General features: G+C 41.6%; 20 protein-coding genes. 18 read left to right on the top strand and 2 right to left on the bottom strand.

What is annotated here, in order from left to right; all coding sequences use genetic code 11:
- The first annotated feature begins 262 nt into the window (after nucleotides 1–262).
- The 18 genes from V3595_RS18760 to V3595_RS18675 all read left to right on the top strand — a co-directional run bounded on the left by V3595_RS18760 (nucleotide 263) and on the right by V3595_RS18675 (nucleotide 17,938).
- The gene (locus tag V3595_RS18760) at nucleotides 263–418 is read left to right on the top strand and encodes a YjcZ family sporulation protein (RefSeq protein ID WP_137017678.1); all 156 of its coding nucleotides are present in this window, start codon (nucleotides 263–265) and stop codon (nucleotides 416–418) included.
- A 283-nt stretch (nucleotides 419–701) separates the two neighbouring features.
- Nucleotides 702–1,676 carry a S66 family peptidase gene (locus V3595_RS18755; protein ID WP_485908736.1) on the top strand — a complete coding sequence of 325 codons (975 nt, stop codon included), beginning with the start codon at nucleotides 702–704 and terminating at the stop codon, nucleotides 1,674–1,676.
- Between the two features lie 220 nt (nucleotides 1,677–1,896).
- Nucleotides 1,897–2,226, top strand: a complete 330-nt coding sequence (locus V3595_RS18750) for a hypothetical protein (protein ID WP_076366028.1) — start codon at nucleotides 1,897–1,899, stop codon at nucleotides 2,224–2,226.
- A 182-nt stretch (nucleotides 2,227–2,408) separates the two neighbouring features.
- Nucleotides 2,409–3,773: an aspartate aminotransferase family protein gene (locus tag V3595_RS18745; RefSeq protein ID WP_485908735.1), complete on the top strand. Its 1,365-nt coding sequence runs from the start codon at nucleotides 2,409–2,411 to the stop codon at nucleotides 3,771–3,773.
- Nucleotides 3,774–3,796: 23 nt separating this feature from the next.
- Complete coding sequence (locus V3595_RS18740) at nucleotides 3,797–4,486, top strand: 3-oxoacid CoA-transferase subunit A (RefSeq protein WP_485908789.1); 690 nt, start codon at nucleotides 3,797–3,799, stop codon at nucleotides 4,484–4,486.
- Entirely contained in the window at nucleotides 4,453–5,118 is a 666-nt protein-coding gene (locus tag V3595_RS18735) for a 3-oxoacid CoA-transferase subunit B (RefSeq protein ID WP_413018458.1), read from the top strand. Before V3595_RS18740 ends, V3595_RS18735 begins: the two co-directional genes overlap by 34 nt.
- Nucleotides 5,119–5,127: 9 nt before the next feature.
- On the top strand, nucleotides 5,128–6,399 hold the full coding sequence (locus V3595_RS18730) for a peptidase (RefSeq protein WP_485908734.1): 1,272 nt from the start codon (nucleotides 5,128–5,130) through the stop codon (nucleotides 6,397–6,399).
- Nucleotides 6,400–6,459: 60 nt separating this feature from the next.
- Complete coding sequence (ablB, locus tag V3595_RS18725) at nucleotides 6,460–7,326, top strand: putative beta-lysine N-acetyltransferase (protein ID WP_485908733.1); 867 nt, start codon at nucleotides 6,460–6,462, stop codon at nucleotides 7,324–7,326.
- Nucleotides 7,327–7,408: 82 nt separating this feature from the next.
- A complete protein-coding gene (locus V3595_RS18720; RefSeq protein ID WP_485908732.1) occupies nucleotides 7,409–8,788 on the top strand; it encodes a sigma-54 interaction domain-containing protein in 1,380 nt (459 codons plus the stop codon).
- Nucleotides 8,789–8,907: 119 nt separating this feature from the next.
- Nucleotides 8,908–10,311, top strand: a complete 1,404-nt coding sequence (gene kamA, locus V3595_RS18715; protein WP_485908731.1) for a lysine 2,3-aminomutase — start codon at nucleotides 8,908–8,910, stop codon at nucleotides 10,309–10,311.
- Between the two features lies 1 nt (nucleotide 10,312).
- A complete protein-coding gene (locus V3595_RS18710) occupies nucleotides 10,313–10,588 on the top strand; it encodes a YokU family protein (RefSeq protein ID WP_485908730.1) in 276 nt (91 codons plus the stop codon).
- A 430-nt stretch (nucleotides 10,589–11,018) separates the two neighbouring features.
- Nucleotides 11,019–11,261: a YozE family protein gene (locus tag V3595_RS18705; RefSeq protein ID WP_101225334.1), complete on the top strand. Its 243-nt coding sequence runs from the start codon at nucleotides 11,019–11,021 to the stop codon at nucleotides 11,259–11,261.
- 14 nt (nucleotides 11,262–11,275) lie between these two features.
- Nucleotides 11,276–13,042 carry an ATP-binding protein gene (locus V3595_RS18700; protein ID WP_485908729.1) on the top strand — a complete coding sequence of 589 codons (1,767 nt, stop codon included), beginning with the start codon at nucleotides 11,276–11,278 and terminating at the stop codon, nucleotides 13,040–13,042.
- Nucleotides 13,043–13,192: 150 nt separating this feature from the next.
- Nucleotides 13,193–13,900, top strand: coding sequence for a hypothetical protein (locus V3595_RS18695; protein ID WP_485908728.1), 708 nt, complete (start codon nucleotides 13,193–13,195; stop codon nucleotides 13,898–13,900).
- A gap of 178 nt (nucleotides 13,901–14,078) precedes the next feature.
- Nucleotides 14,079–14,249 carry a YozD family protein gene (locus tag V3595_RS18690; protein WP_064505166.1) on the top strand — a complete coding sequence of 57 codons (171 nt, stop codon included), beginning with the start codon at nucleotides 14,079–14,081 and terminating at the stop codon, nucleotides 14,247–14,249.
- 241 nt (nucleotides 14,250–14,490) lie between these two features.
- The gene (deoD, locus tag V3595_RS18685; protein ID WP_230175687.1) at nucleotides 14,491–15,195 is read left to right on the top strand and encodes a purine-nucleoside phosphorylase; all 705 of its coding nucleotides are present in this window, start codon (nucleotides 14,491–14,493) and stop codon (nucleotides 15,193–15,195) included.
- Between the two features lie 250 nt (nucleotides 15,196–15,445).
- Complete coding sequence (locus tag V3595_RS18680) at nucleotides 15,446–16,933, top strand: lmo1851 family serine protease (RefSeq protein WP_485908727.1); 1,488 nt, start codon at nucleotides 15,446–15,448, stop codon at nucleotides 16,931–16,933.
- Between the two features lie 114 nt (nucleotides 16,934–17,047).
- Nucleotides 17,048–17,938 carry an LCP family protein gene (locus V3595_RS18675; RefSeq protein WP_485908726.1) on the top strand — a complete coding sequence of 297 codons (891 nt, stop codon included), beginning with the start codon at nucleotides 17,048–17,050 and terminating at the stop codon, nucleotides 17,936–17,938.
- Nucleotides 17,939–18,029: 91 nt separating this feature from the next.
- On the opposite strand, the gene mtnA is transcribed toward V3595_RS18675, so the two are convergent.
- Nucleotides 18,030–19,076 (bottom strand): S-methyl-5-thioribose-1-phosphate isomerase, encoded by a 1,047-nt coding sequence (gene mtnA, locus V3595_RS18670; protein ID WP_485908725.1) that lies wholly within the window; start codon nucleotides 19,074–19,076, stop codon nucleotides 18,030–18,032.
- 14 nt (nucleotides 19,077–19,090) lie between these two features.
- Nucleotides 19,091–20,293 carry an S-methyl-5-thioribose kinase gene (mtnK, locus tag V3595_RS18665; protein WP_485908724.1) on the bottom strand — a complete coding sequence of 401 codons (1,203 nt, stop codon included), beginning with the start codon at nucleotides 20,291–20,293 and terminating at the stop codon, nucleotides 19,091–19,093.
- Nucleotides 20,294–20,340: the final 47 nt, after the last annotated feature.

Here is a 20,340-nt window from a genome sequence, read left to right as displayed (position 1 = left end):
TGAGATAGCTTAAAGAGGCTAAGAATTGTTTTTCCTTATTATATCCCAATTTTAACGTAACACAATAAATATGAAACGTTTTTTTGACATTTTTCTGGTTACTTGCGGTATTTCAGCCATTGAATGATTAACGGTGAAGATGGTGTTGCTTGAAGTTTTTTCTTAAATCCAGAAAAATAGGCAAATGCACAGACCAAGGCGGGCGTATTGACATATGGTAAGGTGTAAAGAGAAATAAGAATTCTAAAAGGAGTGAAACTTAATGTACGGATATGGTGGAAATGTTGCAGGACCAGGATTTGGTTATGGTGGCGGTGGATACGGCGGCGGCGGTTGCTGCGGATTTGGATCAGGCTTCGCATTAATCGTTGTCTTGTTCATTCTATTGATTATCATCGGCGCTTCATTCTGCTGCTAATACAATAACCTAAAGACCAGCTGATAAAGCTGGTTTTTTCTTTTTTGTAAGGAATGTGGGTGGACCTTTTTAGATTCCATGGTTGTTGACTGAAAAGGCAGGTTAAATCCATGGTGGACAGGCGATACATAACCAATCCTATTTCGAATCCTGATACGGGCATGGCCAATCTGCAAGAAAATAACTTGTGTGAAGGACATACCATAAAGGTTCTGGGTTTTTCTTTGTTCACCATTTCTGCTAAAATAACGACAGAATGTAATTAATTTAGGGGGATAAAGATATGAAACCTTCCCGTTTACAAGCAGGGGATGAAATACGCGTAATTGCTCCTTCAAGAAGCTTGGCGATTGTCAAAGGGGAACAACGCAGATTGGCAGAAGAAAGGTTGACTGAACTTGGTTTTAAAGTGACATATGGTGAAACGGCTTTGTTCCATGATGACTTTTTCTCGAATTCGATCGAAGACCGGATCGAGGATTTGCATGAGGCGTTCAGGGATCCAAATGTGAAGGGGATTTTTACAGCCATCGGGGGGTATAACGCTAACCAATTGTTACGATATATCGACTATGATTTGATTAAGGAAAATCCAAAAGTGTTGATGGGTTATAGTGATATAACCGCAATTTTATTGGCCATTTATAATAAAACAGGTTTAACTACATATTCAGGTCCTCATTTCTCGACGTTCGGGATGAAGGCTGGTCTGGAATATACGATGGAATATTTTAAAAAGGCTGTAATTGAAAGTGAAGGCTTTTATCTTGAGCCAAGTGAAACGTGGAGTGATGATTCCTGGCATTTAGAACAGGATGACCGAACTTTTCACCCGAATGGTGGATATATGGTCATTCAGGAAGGTGAAGCGGCCGGGACAATCATTGGAGGTAATCTTTGTACACTCAATCTATTACAAGGGACAGAGTTCATGCCATCTTTAAAGGACAGTATCCTTTTCATAGAAGATGATGAAGAAAGCCATCCTTTCAGTTTTGACCGGGATTTACAATCCTTGCTCCATCAGCCAGGTGCAAGCGGGATTAAAGGAATCGTCATCGGCCGTTTCCAAAAGGATTCAGGAATGACTGAATATGCCTTGCAGGAAATCATCACTTCCAAAAAGGAGATAAATGGCATACCTGTGATCGCTAATGCCAACTTCGGTCATGTCCATCCATTTGTAACGGTGCCGGTTGGTTCAAAAGCATTAATGAAGGTGAAGAATGGAAAAGCGACGATCCAGATCCTTTCATGACACATTATGAAGACGCCGTTCAAAAAGTGGACGGTGTCTTTATCTGTCGGGATATGTATGAATATATTTTACATTATGGTGTATTTTGGAGTCTTTCCTCTTGTAAGCCCTGGAAATTGTCCTATTTTACAAGCATTATTAGGGAATATGAGTCTAATAGTTCAAATTCTATATTTTTCTGATATAATACTAAGAGATTTAAAATAGAAAAGGTGATTATGTGTTATTAACAATTCCAGCATCCATTCGTTTAGAAGGGGCTTTGGCCGAGTATAATAAAAAAGGCCGTGTGAGCCATACATGTTTCGTATGTAACGAAGACACTTCTAATGGGGATGCAAGTAACTTGAACTACTATAAGTTAGGAACTAAAAAAGTTTGTCATTCCTGCATGAAAAATGTTTTGCGTCATCCGTCTTTAAAAGAGTATGAATATGTACATACTTCAGTTATCGATAAAACTGCTTTTTATAAAAATGTGCTGGCTGTTTTAAAGGATGAAAGTTTTTTGGAGTCAATTCGTGAAGAAAAACTAAATAGCGCATTGTAAGAAAAAAGTGTATCTCTTGCGGATACACTTTTTTTGTCGCCATTTTTTTGACGATCTCCCATGAAACCAAGAAACTTATCCGATTACATGCCTAGGCCAATTTCCTTAGCAAGATTGCCTTCACCTGGACATACACTTTATTATATTGCATTTGTTTTTAAAGAGAAGGAGTGTGCAGGCTTATGGAGCAGTCTTCATTGATCAAACCGGTCCTGGGAGGAGCCTACCCGACTATCAGTCATGGTCAGGGAGTTTTTTTGTACGATAAAGATGGAAAGGATTACCTGGATGCTTCTTCCGGTGCTGTTACAGCCAATATTGGCCATGGAGTCCAGGAAATCATTGAGGCGATGGTCAAACAGGCTAAACAGGTTTCATTCGTGTATCGTTCCCAATTTACCAGCGATGCTGCAGAGAAACTTGCCGGGAAAATTGCAGAATTGACAAAAGGGGAACTGACATACAGTTTTTTTGTAAACAGCGGCTCCGAAGCGACTGAAACGGCATTGAAAATTGCCATTCAGCATTGGCAGGAAAAAGGGAAGCCAAAGAAACAGAAAATCATATCGAGATGGATGAGCTACCATGGCATCACGATGGGAGCTCTTTCAATGTCCGGACATCCGATTCGCCGGGAACGATTTACTCCTTTGCTTGAATCATATCCTTCTGTATCTCCTCCATATTGTTACCGATGTCCACTTCAACTTGATTCACATACGTGCGGAATGGCCTGCGCTTCGGAATTGGAAGCATCAATCCGGCGTATTGGCAGTGAAAATATAGCTGCATTCATTGCTGAACCTGTTATCGGCGCTGCAGGAGGGGCAATCGTTCCTCCTGATGGTTATTTTCGAAAACTCAAGAAAATATGCGAAGAGAATGATATTTTATTTATTGCGGATGAAGTAATGACCGGATTTGGACGTACCGGAAAGATGCTTGCTTCCGAATATTGGGATGTGGAACCTGATATCGTAACATTTGGTAAAGGCATGAGTGGAGGCTATACCCCGATAGCAGCCGCAGTAATGACCAAAAACGTCATGGAGCCCATAATGAAAGGCTCGAAATCAATTATAGGAGGCCATACGCTTAGTGCTAATCCGTTATCGTGTGCGGTATCGTTGGCCGTTTTGGAATACGTCGAAAGGAATGAACTTGTCGAAAAATCGGCCGACAGAGGGAATTACCTGATTAGGGGCTTGAAAAAGTTGGCAGGGAAGTATTCCTATATCGGTGATATACGCGGTAGAGGTTTATTGATTGGCATCGAATTTGTCCAGGATAAAGCAACATCGGCCCCATTTCCGAAGGAGGAAGACGTGACCAATGAAATCATTGAATTGGGAATGAGAAATGGAATACTTCTTTATCCCGCGGCCGCAGGCCTTGATGGTGTAACCGGGGCAGCCATCATCATCTCCCCGCCGTTAACGATATCAGAAGAGGAGTGTGCTGAATTGTTAATGAGGGTCGATATAACTTTTAGGCAATTCAATGAATCGATAGGTAAACGTTCATCACAACAAGGAAGTGAGTCATAGTGGTGGAAAATACATTCCAGAAGATTTGTCGTTTGGAGGATGTCCGCCATCACTTTAAAGATAATCAGTCCATCCTCTATGGGGGATTCGGTGGCATAGGGACGCCTCCGGGATTGATCAATCTGATTTTGGAATCAGGTATTAAGGATTTAACCTTGATTGGGAACGATACAGGTTTCCCCGATATCGGAATCGGAAAACTGGTCACGCAACGCCGAGCGAAAAAGATCATCGTTTCCCATATCGGTTCCAATCCTAATGCAGGACTATTAATGAACAATGGAGAACTCGAAGTGGAGTTCTCTCCGCAAGGGACACTTGTCGAACGCATCCGGGCCGGAGGGATGGGACTAGGCGGTATATTGACTGATATTGGAATTGAGGCCGATATCGTCCGGGACGGCAAGCAAACCGTAAAGCTAGGTAAGAAAAATTATCTGGTGGAACCGGCATTAACTGCAGATATCGCCATTGTATACGCAGAAATGGCAGATCCTTATGGAAATCTTAAATTTGATAAAAGCGCCCGGAACACGAATCCAATCGTTGCTGCAGCTGGACAAATCACTATAGTCGAAGCCATGCAAATCGTTCCGCTTGGCTCTATGGATCCAGAGGACATCATTGTTCCGGGTGCCTTTGTGGATTATATCATTCCATCAAAAGGAGTCGATTGGAAATGGGTTTGGGAACAGAAGATAGGAATAGAATAGCGAAACGGGCAGCAGCAGAAATAAGCGATGGGATGCTGGTCAATTTGGGAATCGGCATTCCATCACTTGTACCGAATCATCTGTTGAATGACCATAAAGTTATGTTTCATGCGGAAAATGGCCTTGTGGGAATAGGCAGTACTCCTGAAACGGGAAAGGAAGATGCGCATCTTTGCAATGCAGGCGGACTGCCGATCACCATTAGAGCCGGGGCTTCCTACTGCGACAGTACTGTTGCATTTGGGATGATACGGCGTGGCAGGGTGGATATCACGATTCTTGGAGCCCTTCAAGTAAGTCAAGCGGGGGATCTCGCTAATTGGATTGTCCCGGGAAAGCGGGTGCCAGGCATGGGCGGTGCCATGGAGCTGGCGGCAAAGGCCAAAAAGGTCATTGTCTTGATGGAGCATAACGATAAAGCGGGCATGTCTAAATTAGTCAAAAAATGTACGTTGCCGTTAACTGCCAAGAAATGCGTACATATGATCATCACCGAATTAGGCGTGTTTTCCGTAACTTCGGAGGGCCTCCTTTTAACTGATGTATTTGATACGTCCAGCATTCAGGAAATCAGGAATCGGACCGAAGCCTCGTTTACCGTCTCTGAAAACATCCATATTTTAAAAGAATGAGAGAGGAGAATGGATATGTATGAGGAAAAAATAAGAACATGGTTGAATGAACATCGGATGAATGGGGTTCAGCTTTTGCAAAAACTGGTTCAGGAACCGAGCAAAAGGGGGCAAGAAGGAAGTGCACAAGCCATAGTGGTCGAGAAGTGCAGACAACTTGGTCTAGAAATAGATCTTTGGGAAATCGGGGATGAACAATTAAGAAAACATCCCCATTTTTATTGCGACCGCCGGGATTTTAAAGGAAATCCAAATCTTGTGGCTATTAAAAGAGGAACGGGCCAGGGGAAATCCCTTATTTTAAACGGACATATTGATGTAGTTCCTGAAGGAGATCTTGCAGCATGGCACGATGAACCCTATAGCGGCAAGTTAATGGACGGGAAAGTTTTCGGGCGGGGAACGACGGACATGAAGGGCGGCAATGTATCTTTATTGCTGGCCATTGAAGCGATCGTCGAATCCGGAATCAAATTGAAGGGGGACGTGATATTCCAGAGTGTGATTGAAGAGGAAAGCGGTGGTGCCGGCACACTTGCGGCAGTAATACGGGGGTACAAAGCTGATGGTGCAATCATTCCGGAGCCTACAAATATGAAACTATTCCCTTTACAGCAAGGTTCGATGTGGTTTCGACTGAAAATAAAAGGCAAGTCTGCACATGGAGGCACTAGGTATGAAGGAGTCAGTGCAATAGATAAAGCGGTTAGTGTAATGAAAGAAATCAAGATGCTCGAACAAGAACGGAATGAGTCACTCCGTCATTCACTCTATAAAAATGTCCCTATCCCCATTCCAATCAACATAGGTAGCATTCAAAGCGGGAATTGGCCTTCCTCCGTGCCGGATACAGCCGTTCTGGAAGGTAGATTCGGCATCGCACCGACAGAAACCATGGAAGAAGCACAAAAATCGCTGATGGAGCGAATAGATGCTTTAAACGAGAGTGATGCATGGTTTAAAGAAAAACCGATTGAATTGGAATGGTTTGGGGCAAGATGGCTGCCTGGCAATCTCGAAATAGATCATCCGCTCATGAAGACAATTAGCACATATTATGAAAAAGTGGTAGGGGAGGAACCGCTTATCGAAGCGTCCCCTTGGGCGACGGACGGAGGGTATCTTTCATCGGTTGGCTCTACCCCCGTAGTTGTGTTTGGACCAGGGGAAACGAAGATGGCCCATGATTCGAACGAATATATAGAGGTGGATAAAATGATGGAGGTTGCGGAAATCATTGCATTGACCATCATAGAATGGTGTGGGGTGGACCAGGAATAATCATTTTTCCGGAGGTCTGATTCCAGGAAGGGTCAGGCCTTTCGCAACAATTTCGAAGTTTTGAAGGGAGCGGGACAAATGGAGGCTGGAATCATTGAAAAAAGGATTCAAAAGCCAAGGTACACCATACATATTACGATCGACCATTTTAATAAGCGAATCAGGATTGATGATTATTTAGGTCATTTTCAAGAATGCGTGGAGGAATCTTTAAAGGTGGCTAAAGACATTTCAGCGGAAAAGATCATCTTCAAGTCACGCAAGGAAAACGTTCTGGCATTGCTTGCTCAGGGCTTTCTATATGAAGGAAGCATCGATAAATTCTTTTTGGGAAGCGATTGTTTCTTCCTTGTTAAATATAACCGGAATGCAAGGCGCAACAGTGCAGAATGGGAAAAGGAAGATCAAATCCTTACCGATGTACAGAGGCTGCCGATAAAATCCGGATTAGATAATCCGCCGTCAGCCTATCAAGGCCGTAAAGCGAAAGTTACCGATGCACCTCAGCTGGCCCAATTGTATGGGGAGGTTTTCAAAGTGTATCCCACACCGATGAATGATCCGGTATATGTAAAAAAGTGCATGGAAAAGGGAACGGTTTTTTATATTTATGTCCATGATGACAGGATTGTCAGTGCTGCTTCAGCAGAAATTGATTCCTTTTACCATAATGCAGAAATCACCGATTGTGCGACATTGCCAGAACATCGGCAGTACGGCTTAATGAAACACTTGATTTCCGCGCTTGAAGAATATCTTATTTCACATGGGGTTTATTGTATTTATTCGATTGCCAGGTCGCTCTCATTCGGCATGAATGCTGCATTGCATCAGCATGGATACTCGTACCGCGGACGTTTGGCCAATAACTGTTACATCTTCGATAAACTGGAAGACATGAACCTTTGGGTGAAAAATTTCACTTGAATGCTCAATTTTAGGCAGTACATGACAAGTTTTTGGCATTTCCTCATATACATCTAGCAAGAAGGTCTTGAGGAGGGATATCTTGCCAAGTGAATTTTTTAATACAAGTGAAGTATTGGAAGCAATATTAGAAACCATTGATGAAGGCATTCATGTGATAGATCCAAAAGGACAGACCATCTTTTATAACGAAGTGGCGGCCAATCATGATGGGATGAAAAGAAGTGAGGTGCTTGGGAAACCTTTGCTTGAAGCCTTCCCTTCTTTGAATCACAAATCATCGACATTGCTGCGGGTCATTAAATCTGAAAAACCAATCTACAACTATAGCCAATCGTATGTAAATGCACATGGGCGAATCATTGAGACGTTAAACACGACGCTCCCCATATATGTAGATGGGTTTATGATAGGTGCTATAGAGATTGCCAAGGATTATTCAAGCTTGAAGCAATTATCTGAAAGGTTAGCAGACCTGGAGAGCTCGATCAAGACGATCAAAAGTCCTGAAAGGAAAACGCCCGGAACCGGCGGATTATATTCTTTCACTGAAATCCTGACTATTGATGCTGGATTTAAAGGTCTGATCTCACAAGGGAAAAAGGCTGCCCGCTCCTCCTCATCGGTGTTGGTTCATGGGGAAAGCGGTGTAGGAAAAGAGCTTTTTGTTCAAAGCATACACCAGGGCTCGAGCCGCAGTAAAGAACCATTCATCGCGCAAAATTGTGCGGCCTTACCAGAAAATTTATTGGAATCGCTTCTATTCGGTACGGCTAAAGGAAGCTACACTGGTGCTGTGGAACGCCAGGGACTGTTTGAATTGGCCAATGGCGGAACGTTGTTTTTGGATGAATTGCAATCGATGCCGATTGACTTGCAGGCAAAGCTTCTGCGTGTGCTCGAAGATGGGTTCATAAGGAGGATAGGAGGTACAAAGAGTGTACAGGTGGATGTGAGGATCATGGCAGCGATGAATATAGATCCGAAAAAGGCGGTATCGGATAACAGGCTAAGACCCGATTTATTTTACCGATTGAACGTATTGAGCTACGAGCTGCCTCCGCTAAGGGAGCGGATTGATGATATAGAGCTTCTTACTGAACATTTCATATCAATATTTAACAGTAAATTAGGATCGTCCATAAAAGGCATGGATGAGCAGACAAAGGTTTTTTTTCGGGAATATCATTGGCCTGGAAATGTAAGGGAGCTTAAACATTCCGTAGAATTCATGATGAACCATACGGAGAATGATGTTTTGAACCTTGCAGATTTGCCCCAGTCTTTAAAAAAGCGCACCCCATCTGAAAAAATACTTCCGCTTCGTGAGGCCATGATTGAGATGGAAACAAAATTGATTACCGAGGCCCTTCTTCAAACGAACGGTAACGTTTTCCAGGCATCGAAGCTATTGCAAATTCCAAGACAGACCTTGCAATATAAAATTAAAAAGCATATTTGAATGGGGAAAATCCGGATGCAGCCTGCAGTCCGGTTTTTTTTATGGGCCTTCGAATTATTGGGTCATTTTGGCACCCTTCTTGCATTTAATACTACTATCATAACTCAGGAGGTATAACCATGTTATTTGACTTATATAAGCCAGATCGCAATTGGAAAGATATAGAGCTATGGAAAGATGTAACCGAAGAACAATGGAACAACTGGCTGTGGCAGCTTACGAATACGATCCGAACTGTTGATGATTTGAAGAAAGTGATAAACCTTACTCCGGATGAAGAGGAAGGTGTGAGGATTTCCACAAAAACCATTCCATTGAATATCACCCCATACTATGCTTCGCTAATGAATAAAGATGACCCAAGGTGTCCAATCAGAATGCAATCGGTCCCAATCTCGGAAGAAATGCATAAAACCAAATATGACATGGAAGACCCCCTTCATGAGGATGAGGACTCCCCAGTGCCGGGACTGACCCATAGATATCCGGATCGCGTTCTTTTTTTGGTGACGAATCAGTGCTCCATGTACTGCCGTTATTGTACGAGAAGACGCTTTTCAGGACAAATTGGCATGGGCGTGCCAAAAAAACAATTGGACGCTGCAATCGGTTATATACGTGACACACCGGCAGTTCGGGATGTCCTTATTTCAGGCGGGGACGGATTATTGATCAATGATACGATCCTTGAATATATCCTCAAAAACTTAAGGGAAATTCCTCATGTTGAGATAATCAGGATAGGTACGCGGGCTCCTGTTGTTTTTCCTCAAAGAATCACTGAAAATTTATGTGCCATTTTAAAAAAATATCATCCGGTTTGGCTGAATACTCATTTCAATACCTCAATAGAAATTACCGAGGAGTCAAAGAAAGCATGTGAGATGCTTGCCGATGCAGGTGTACCTGTGGGCAACCAGGCAGTTATTTTAGCGGGGATCAATGACAGTGTCGCAATCATGAAAAAGCTGATGCATGATCTTGTTAAGATTCGTGTCCGCCCTTACTATATTTATCAGTGCGATCTGTCGGAAGGCATCGGTCACTTCAGAGCTCCCATTTCAAAAGGCATTGAAATCATCGAGGGGCTCCGAGGCCATACATCCGGGTATGCTGTACCTACCTTCGTCGTCGATGCTCCAGGAGGGGGAGGGAAAATCACGCTGCAGCCGAATTATATCCTTTCACAATCTCCAACAAAAACGGTGCTGCGCAATTTTGAAGGTGTGATAACCACTTATCCCGAACCTGAGCAATATACACCAGGACTTGCAGATGAGTACTTCAAAGGGGTATATCCGAATATGGAAGAAAAACAATCAGATATAGGTGTATCCGGTTTAATGAACGACAAGCAATTCAATTTAGTGCCTGAAGGACTTAAGCGAATGAATCGAAGGGAAAATTACGTGACCAACCCAGAGCATGCTTCATTGAAAAACCAACGTGAAAAGCGAGATTTGTTAAAAGAAAAGAAATTCCAGGCACAGCAAAAAAAGAGCACGCCTAAGGGAGATGAATAGCATGGAGACGTGTCCATGGTGTGAGAAAGGGAAGCTTGCATCAGTAAATGGGACTGTGTATTGGGAACTGCCGGATGGTACGAGGGCAGTTGAAATTACGGAGACCCCTTCATCTCATTGTGAGAGTTGCGATGCGCTTTTTCAAAGTGATGAAATAGTGAAGGGAATTGAAAATCAACTATTTTTAATTGATTCGAAACAGCTTGAAAAACAAACGACATACAGTGAGCTAATGAACATGAAAAGGCTGTTGAAACGTAATTACTTTGACTTTTAGCGGCAGGATGCATTTACGTTTCCATATATGAATGTATAAATCCCCCCATTTGGACAGAATTAGTGTAAACCACTATTTCCATCTTAGATGAAGGGGATTTTCCTTTTCAGAAAATGAAAATAATAAGGTTTTTGAAGTGCATTTGTTTGAAAGAGTGGGTTAATGAAGCACTTCGTTCCTTTGTCGAATCATGAAAAACGTATAAAATAAAAAAGATTTTCAGTCTTAAAAGGACGGGATTAATATGGTAGGGAATACGATATTTAAGTGTAATTCCGTAAGAAAATGAATGCAATTTTTGTTGAAAAATCGTGGATTTCTATAAAGTGAGGAAGAATAGACCAAATTCTTTTTAAAAAAGTGGACGGAAGCGAAAGTTTCCGATATATTAAAGCAGAAATCATAGTTATTTTAGGGGGGGCTCAACATCATGAGACCATTTTATTTATATTTAATGAAATTTCGACAACCAAAGGAAATTGATGCAATCACTAAATTTGCCAATCATGCCTATGAGGATCATGGCTTCCCAAAACAATCGACTGATTATAATGAACTGAGCAGTTATTTAGAATTGAATGCAGACTATCTCGATAGTATGTCACTATTCGATCAAGCATGGGAACAGTATGTCCAAATAGAAGAAGGGCTCTTATTAGGAGATCAGGAATAGGGAGGATCGGAAGGATGCTTAAAAGCCTTCAAACCCGAATTTTGCTTTATTCATTACTTATTGCAAGTGTTCCTCTTCTGATATTGGGGATCATATCCTATGGATCACAACGGTCCCTGCTTGAGAAGGAAGCAAAAAACGCTCTGAATGCAGGTTCACTGAATATTGTAAATGAAACATATAGCTATTTGAACGAACGGATCAGTGATGTGAAGTTAATGAGCGCAAATTCGGTAATCATCAATCCTGGCCATTCTAAAGAAGAGAAGTCAGAGGAACTAAAAAAGTTTATCGATGCAAAAGGAAATTATTACAGTGTCTTGCATTTGGATATGGAAGGCAATGTCATTGCAGATACATCCAATAAAATGATCGGGGACAACCTCGCGCAGAGAATATGGTTCAAAGAGGCCATAGAAGGTCATGAATTCCTTTCTGACGTTTATAAAACCCGGGCTTACTCAGAACCGATAATAGCTCTGAGTGCGCCGGTATATGATAATGCAGGGAAAATGATCGGTGTCGTATCTCCAGCTTTCCGATTGGAAGGACTTTGGGAGCTGATGGAGAAAAAGGCTAATGAAATTAGCGATAAATACCCAGTGAACTTTTTCATGATCAATCAAGAAGGCATCATGATTTCGAAAAAAGACCCGCATGGAGTCATGCAGGATTCTGCATTGAAAGAAATGGGATTAACGAAAGGTAAGCTGATGGAAGCTTCTTTATCGGATGAATTGTACAGCGCAGAGAACGGGGAAAAAATATATTCCATCCAGCCTGTTCATACGATTGCAAAAACGGAGAATAACTGGTTTGTTGTTGTGGGTGCAGATAAGAAACAAGTGTTTCAGCCTTTGAATGACCTTTTAACACGGTATCTGACAATCTACAGCATCGTTTTTGTTTCTATCATTCTGGCTGTCTATTTACTAACAAAGACCCTTGTGCGGCCAGTTCAAGAACTTGTTGAAGCGACAGAGGATTTCATTGGAGGAAAGGAATTCATCATTTCCGATAAAAGAAGCTTCGAGGAAATGGAAAAATTGAACCTTGCCTTTCTAAGAATGATGGAAACGATAGAAGATCGCGAGAAGGAAATCGTCCGTACGGAAAAATTGAAATATGTCGGCCAGCTTGCTGCCGGTGTCGCACATGAAATCAGGAACCCGCTGACGACAATAAAGGGCTTTTTCCAATTATTGAAGAGCCAGGATCATGATAAAACATTAATAGAAAAATATAGTGATGTCATGCTTCATGAAGTGGACCGGGTTAATGTATTCGTGACACAACTTCTTGATTTGGCAAAACCGCATCAACTGGAATGGGAGAAAATCGATTTAAAGGATTTCCTTGAAGAAATAATAGATACCTATATCCCTTCAATTCCGAGTTCTCATGTAAGACTAATTAATGAAGTGACACACTCTGTCGTTGTTTATTCAGACAGAAATCGGTTAAGGCAGGTTCTCTTGAATGTCTTGAATAATTCTTGTGAAGCCATCGAAGCAAGGGGGCAGATTGAATTGCGTTATACTTCCGTGTCCCATTATGTAAGATTAGTGATCAGCGATGATGGGAAAGGCATCAGTCCCGAGAATTTAAAAAATATCGGCATGCCCTTTTTTACCACCAAACCGGATGGAAACGGATTAGGTGTGGCGACGTGCATTCAGATAATGGAGGAATTAAAAGGGAAATTCCAAATTGAAAGCGTCAGCGACGAAGGAACGAAAGTGACGCTCATCATTCCAACTACGAACCGTCTCATTAAATGAGGCGGTTTTTTGTTGTAATGCCATTTAATAAATGGGCCGGTTACTTAGCTAAATGAGCAAAATGCCCTCTCATTTCCATTAACCTCCATGTTTGTTTGTGCATATAATTTACTAATCAAACGATAAGGACCATATTGGGGGATGTCTCTTATGGGCAAAAAAAAACAGCCGAAATTTAAATTAGGCGATACAGTCGTAATAACAATGTATGGGACAGTCGGGAATATAACCGATGTGAAATTTCTCGATGGTGCTTATGTGTATGAAGTGAACTATAGTGAAGGTCTTTATATCGAAAAAACATTGCAATCGATAAATGAATATGAAGGTGAAATCCTTTATCAAAAAGAACAAATCGATATTGAATATAAATATTTATTAGGTGACTTGGTCCAGGTGGATGGGTATGAACAGGATTATTTCAAGATTATCGGCTATCGAACGGAAATTTGGCGCTATAAGGAAAATGCCTGGGAGGATGTAATCTATGAGTTATCCAGAATCTCTGATGGTGAATGGCTTGAAGCGCATGAGGAAGAACTGACTTTGATAGCCGATGCTAAACGTGCAGATGGAATCATTAAAAAGTTGGGTCTGCTACTTCCTAAAAAGAAAAATGAGCTTGCTATCATTGCTAAACAAAACAACCCTGGTAAAGGTGAGCGAGAAATGACAATGACAAAAAATGAAAAAAAGGAAATGATTGATGGACTGTTGGATTTATATAATGATTATTGTAAGCTCTACGAACATTTTGGCGATGATGAATATCGTCACATCATGAAGATCGCCCTTGCTAAAATTGGAAAAGCGGCAGAGGAAATTTATCCAGATCATAAAAAGAAGCAAACGAAGTGAAAGTATCCTGAATTTTTAAAGGGGCAATTTCCAAATTTCCTATAGAAGCTTCCATTCAAATTGAACACGGATGGATCATGATAAATATAGGCCCTTCAAATGATTTTTCATAATGGGATGCCTTACTGGTATATTTGTCTCTACACATTCATAGACCTTTAAATAAGGGGGCGATGATTTGCGAGAAATTGAGGTTTTTATTGATACAGAAGAGATAGCGGAATTCTTTTTTCAAGAATTGATAAGACGGGGCTATCTTCCAACAGAAGCTGAAGTTGAAGATCTTGCTGACATCACATTCGAATATCTTCTTGAAAAGTGCATAATTGATGAAGAAGTCGATGAGTAACCTGTCATAAGACGGTTAACAGCTTCCTATCCCTTAATTTTATTAACCTTAAAAAAAAGACGGCGGACCTCCGCCGTTTTGTTGCGGTTCAAAGGAAGGGTGCCAAAGTCTTTTCATGACTTCCAGTTTCCTTATCTTTTTCAAGTTCTAGGATAAGGTTGGATTTTCCTAACTTGTGGTTGATATGGTATAGTAGTTTTTGAATATCATTTCAACCACAAGTTAAGGAGGACATAGTCGTATGAGCGTACATATTGGTGCAAAAGAAAATGAAATTGCGGAAACGGTCTTACTTCCTGGGGACCCGTTGCGTGCAAAATATATTGCTGAAACATTTTTAGAGGATGCTAAACTTTATAATGAAGTCCGTAACATGTTTGGATATACAGGGACATATAAAGGGAAAAGAATTTCTGTACAAGGTACAGGCATGGGTGTCCCATCCATTTCGATTTACGTGAATGAATTGATGAATAGCTATAATGTCCAGAAGCTGATTCGTGTGGGAACTGCAGGAGCGATTCAGAAGGATGTAAAAGTCAGGGATGTTATCCTTGCAATGAGTGCTTCCACCGATTCCCAAATGAACCGCATGACTTTCGGCGGGGTGGACTTTGCCCCAACGGCGGATTTCGAATTACTAAGAAAAGCTTATGACGCCGGCACAGCTAAGGGCTTGCAATTGAAGGTCGGTAATGTTTTTACGGCCGATCAGTTTTATAATGATAATAGTGATTTGGAAAAATGGGCAAAATACCAAATCCTTGCGATAGAAATGGAATCAGCAGCGCTTTACACGCTTGCTGCTAAATTTGGCCGCCAAGCATTATCTGTATTAACCATTTCCGATCACATTTTAACCGGTGAGGAAACGTCGGCGGATGAGCGCCAGTCAACCTTTAACGAAATGGTTGAAGTGGCTTTGGAAGCAGCTATCCAGGACTGATAATTGGATGTAAATGACAGGCGGGTGACCAGGAATAAGTGAAGCTGTATAATGACAGTTGGATACAGGCTCAGTTATTCCTTGGTAGCCCCATTTTTGTAATGTCAATAGATGCCTGTAGTCCATGGAGCGTTTAACGTTTGCGAAGGCGTAAAAAAATACATATGGGCATAAGTTGTTATTTTTGATAACAATTATTTTTCGATTGTCATGAAAGCTGTTAAAATAGATAGAAATCGTTTATATCGTCATGAAGAATGAAAGTGGTGAGGCTTCAGTGGAAGAAGAAAATCAAGGACAGCCAAAAGAGGCAGGGAAATTCATTAAAATAAAAAAGTTTACGTTCATTATGGGGATTTTCTTAGTCATATTTCTAACTGCAGGGATTACTACAATAGCCTTGACCTTTGGAGATGAAAAAGTAGAGTCATTAGCACCGGATAAGCATGCGGAATTTGAAAAGCTGTATACTACATACGATGAGATAAAAGATAACTATTATGAAGAGGTTGATGAAGAAAAGCTGGTTGACGGCGCAATTAGTGGAATGATCAAATCATTGGATGATCCTTACTCTGCTTATATGGATAAAAAGGAAGCATCGAGTTTCAATGAGAGCATCTCTTCATCTTTTGAAGGAATCGGTGCCGAGATTCAGGAGCAGGATGGACAAATCATGGTCGTCTCACCGATAAAAGGGTCCCCAGCAGAAAAAGCGGGGGTAAAGCCGAATGATATCATTTTAAGTGTGGACGGTAAAAGCGTTGAAGGGCTAAGCTCTTCTGAAGCTGTCCTGAAAATCAGGGGCGAGAAGGGTACGAAAGTGGATCTATCCATCTCAAGAGCTGGTGAGTCGGAACCGATTGAGCTCACCATTAAACGGGACACAATTCCGATTGAGACGGTTTATGCGGAAATGCTTGATGATGGAGTTGCAAAAATTCAAGTGACCAGTTTTTCCGAACATACAGTACAAGAGCTGAAAACGGCGCTTGAAGAAATGTCCAAGAAGGATATGAAGGGTCTCGTATTGGATTTGCGGGGAAACCCGGGGGGACTGCTTAAACAAGCAATAGAAATGGCAAGCCTGTTCATACCTAATGGGGAAGTGGTCCTTCAAGTTGAGGAGCGCAGCGGGAAAAAACAAGTCTATAAATCGGAGAATGATGGAGAACTGAAAATCCCGGTAGTCGTGTTGATTGATGACGGAAGTGCCAGTGCTTCTGAAATCGTTGCAGCGGCTGTCAGTGAATCTGCGGACATTCCATTGATTGGTGTCAAGTCATTTGGGAAAGGGACAGTGCAAACTGCCGAACCCTTTGAAGATGGATCTAACTTCAAATATACGGCAGCTAAATGGTTGACTCCTGAAGGCAATTGGATTCATAAAAAAGGGATCAAGCCGGATATTACTGTGAAGCTTCCTGATTATGCCAGCCTTCCGTACATTTCGCCTGACAAGGAATTGAAAGCATCCGATTCTTCGAGTGAAGTGAAAGCTGCTGAAGAGATGCTGAAGGAAGCAGGCCATGATCCGGGTAAGGTAGATGGATTCTTTGATGAAGCAACAACGAATGCTGTCACAGCATTCCAAAGGGAACAAAAAATTAAAGAAACTGGCACCATTAAAGGTGATACTACCGTGAAATTGATGCAGGTCATCCAGGAGAAAATCCTTAAGAATGACACACAAGTGAAAAAGGCGGTAGAAGTATTAAAGAAAGAAATCAATAAATGATTTAGCACGAAAAGCCTGTCAGCGATTATCGTTGGCAGGCTTTTTTTGTCGTTTAATGCATAAGATTCCAATATTAGGCAGAGAATAGGGGTAATTTTCCGATGAGGTGAGGTAATGAAAGAAAAGGTATTGTTCATATATCTATTGATCTTGATTCTGGCAGGCTGCACTTATGCCCCTTTACCCAAACAAAATGGAAATGCAGGTACGGAAAAAAAACTAACCAAAGAAGAGAACCAGGAAAGCGTGAAAACATTTCTGTTAATTGGTGTTGATACAAGGGGAGAGGAAAAATCTCGATCAGATGCGATTATACTGGCAAAATACTTTCCTGAGCAGGAAAAACTGAAACTAGCTTCGATTATGCGTGATAGTTATGTGAAAATCCCCGGGAATAAATCAGGATATAACAAAATAAATGCAGCTTATTATTATGGTGGAAGGGAACTTCTCAAGAAAACCATACAGGAAAACTTCGGTGTCAAGGTCGATCATGTAGCGGTGATTGACTTTCAGGGATTCGTGAAGATGGTCGATTTACTTGCACCTGAGGGGGTAGCGGTGAATGTGGACCAGGAAATCATTGATGATATGAGCATTCAAGCAAGCGTCGGTAAAAATGTTTTACATGGGGAGGAAATATTGAAATATGTCCGTTTTAGACATGACGATGAAAGTGATTTTGGAAGGATTGAGCGTCAACAAGAAGTAATGGTTCAATTAAAAACAGCGTTTATAAATCAAATCTCGTCCTTCGAAGGGATGGCAGCCCTTCCTAGTATAATCGAACAAGGACTCTCGTACTTGGATACAGATATTGGACTGAAAACAATAATGGAAATGGGTCCAAAAGCCGTCTTCCATACACCGGACACCGTCGAAACCTTAAGGGTTCCAGTGGAAGGAAGCTTTAAAGATGAAATATATCCCCAGTCCGGAGCCGTTTTGGAAATAGACTACACTAAAAATAAGAAGGCACTTCAGGAGTTCTTTTCCAAAAAATAAAAATTGTATTATGGACCTCGCAAGAATAATCACAAAAACGAGAGGGATACGAAATCCTTCTCGTTTTTTATCATCAATAAAGCAAAATGGATCATTTAACAAAAAGCGGAATGTTTTTAATGAAATCCGGTGTTATGATGCCATTTTCGGTAATGATGCTTGTAATTAGATGATTCGGTGTAACGTCAAAGGCTGGATTGAAAGTCTTCACGTTTTCAGGAGCGATCCTAACACCTTGAATGAAGGTGATTTCCGCTTCATTCCGTTCTTCGATCGGGATGGAAGTGCCGGACTCGAGAGTAAGGTCGAATGTGGTTGATGGAGCGGCCACGTAAAAAGGGATACCAAAGTGCTTGGCTAATATGGCCAATCCCAATGTCCCGATTTTATTGGCTGTATCTCCATTAGCCGCAATTCTGTCGGCACCGACGATGATTCCATTTATTCCTTTCTGGTGAATCGTATGGGCAGCCATATTATCAGAAATTAATGTGACATCAACCCCCGCTTGCATCAATTCCCAAGCAGTCAAACGCGCCCCTTGCAGGACAGGCCTGGTTTCACATGCATACACTTTTAGCGGAAAGTCCTTTTCTTTAGCCAGGTGGAAGGGAGCCAAGGCTGTGCCATACCGAGCCGTGGCAATTCCCCCAGCGTTGCAATGCGTTAGAATGGAATCACCTCTAGTGAATAAGGATAAACCATGTTCCCCGATTTTCCTGCACATTTCTTCATCTTCAGCAAAGATGGCTTTAGCCTCCAATACAAGTGCTTCCTTGGCAGTTGAAATGCTTTGCGCAGCTTGCAGAGTATTTTCCATCCTCCTTAACGCCCAAAAAAGGTTGACAGCAGTTGGCCGTGAAGAGGCGAGTTTTTCAATATGCCTCGCTACATTTTTCTTGAATTCCGCTAATTCAGCGGTTGTTTCCTGTTTCGCACCAAGTGCAACACCAAATGCTGCCGTCAGTCCAATTGCTGGAGCCCCGCGAACTTTTAATGTCAAAATGCTGTCATATACATCATCAACAGAATGAAGTTCAATAAATTCAGTTATGGAAGGAAGGGCTTGTTGATTTAATAATGTAATATGGGTATCAGCCCATTGTACCGAATAAGGTAATGGTGCTAGTGTAGTCATGTGCAGGTCTCCTTTTAAATGGTTGAATAAGATGGCAGTGTACGTTGCTTCAACGCTTCAATGACAGCTGGAACATCCAATTCTTCCCGTTTTTTAATTAAAAAAGCACCAATTTCCAATGTTGCCGTTTTGGCAGCGATCCTTGTTTCTTTATCTTCGATGACATTTAAATCGGCAACATGGGAAAGTCCGATGGTTCGCCGAATCAGTTCACAGCCGGCAAAGCCGAATGCATCTTTTTTGAATTTTGTCAGTAAATAAGGCAGATAACCTTTCACATGGCGAAATGGGCTTTTATTTTGGCCTTCCCATAATTCGGAATAAGTTTCTTCAAAGGCCTTCCAAAATTCATTAAGGTGTGTGAAAATCTCTTCCTTTCCAGCGCTATTACGTGTGACTGCCTGAAAGAGAAGGTTGGCGGTGTATTGACCAAGGTCAAAACCAACTGGACCATAAAAAGCGAATTCCGGATCGATAACCTTTGTTTCAGTTTCACTTGCAAATATACTTCCAGTATGTAAATCTCCATGAAGCAATGCTTCCTGCTCGGTTTCAAAGCTTTGTTTCAGCTTAGCGACCTCAAGGATCACTTCTTTATCATTCCATATATTTTTGGCGGCATCAGTCAATTCCACCTCGAAATCTCCCGGGAGTTCCTCAAAAAATGGATCCGTGAAAATAAAGACCTCAGTGATTTTGCAGAGTTCGGGATTCGTGAAATGTCGGGCCACTTCCTTTTTCGCAGAGGGTTCTAAATGATAATCGGATGTATAAAATGCCGTTTTCGCAACAAATTCACCAATATGCTGTGAAAGCAATGGATAAGAATCGCCTTCGATAAATCCTGTTCTAACGATTTTCAAGTGCGATAAATCCTCCATGACCGTGATGGCAAGCTGTTCATCAGAATAATAGACTTGCGGTACGAATTCTGGGCAATAACTTCTGAAATGAATCAGCGCATTCGCTTCAATGGCAGCTCTTTTCAATGTCAGCGGCCAGCTTTCTCCCAGTACCTTGGCATAAGGGACCGCTTGTTTAATTATAATTCCTTTATTTGTGACTGTGTCTGTAATATGAAAAACATAATTTAAGTTTCCATCGCCGATTTCTTTACAAGTTAAACTTGCATCCACATTGACCAACCCAAGTTTTTTTGCAAGGGTTATAGCTGTTTCGTTTGTCAATCTCTTAAAATTTGAATGGTTTTGAGTCATTCTTTTCCCCTCCGGATTCAAAATAAGAATAAAAAAGCCTCTTTCAT

It is taken from the genome of Bacillus sp. CFBP9009, assembly GCF_036541465.1.
Lineage (GTDB): Bacteria > Bacillota > Bacilli > Bacillales > DSM-1321 > Peribacillus.
Note: the sequence above shows the minus strand (reverse complement) of the source record. Positions and strands in the feature narration are given on the sequence as shown.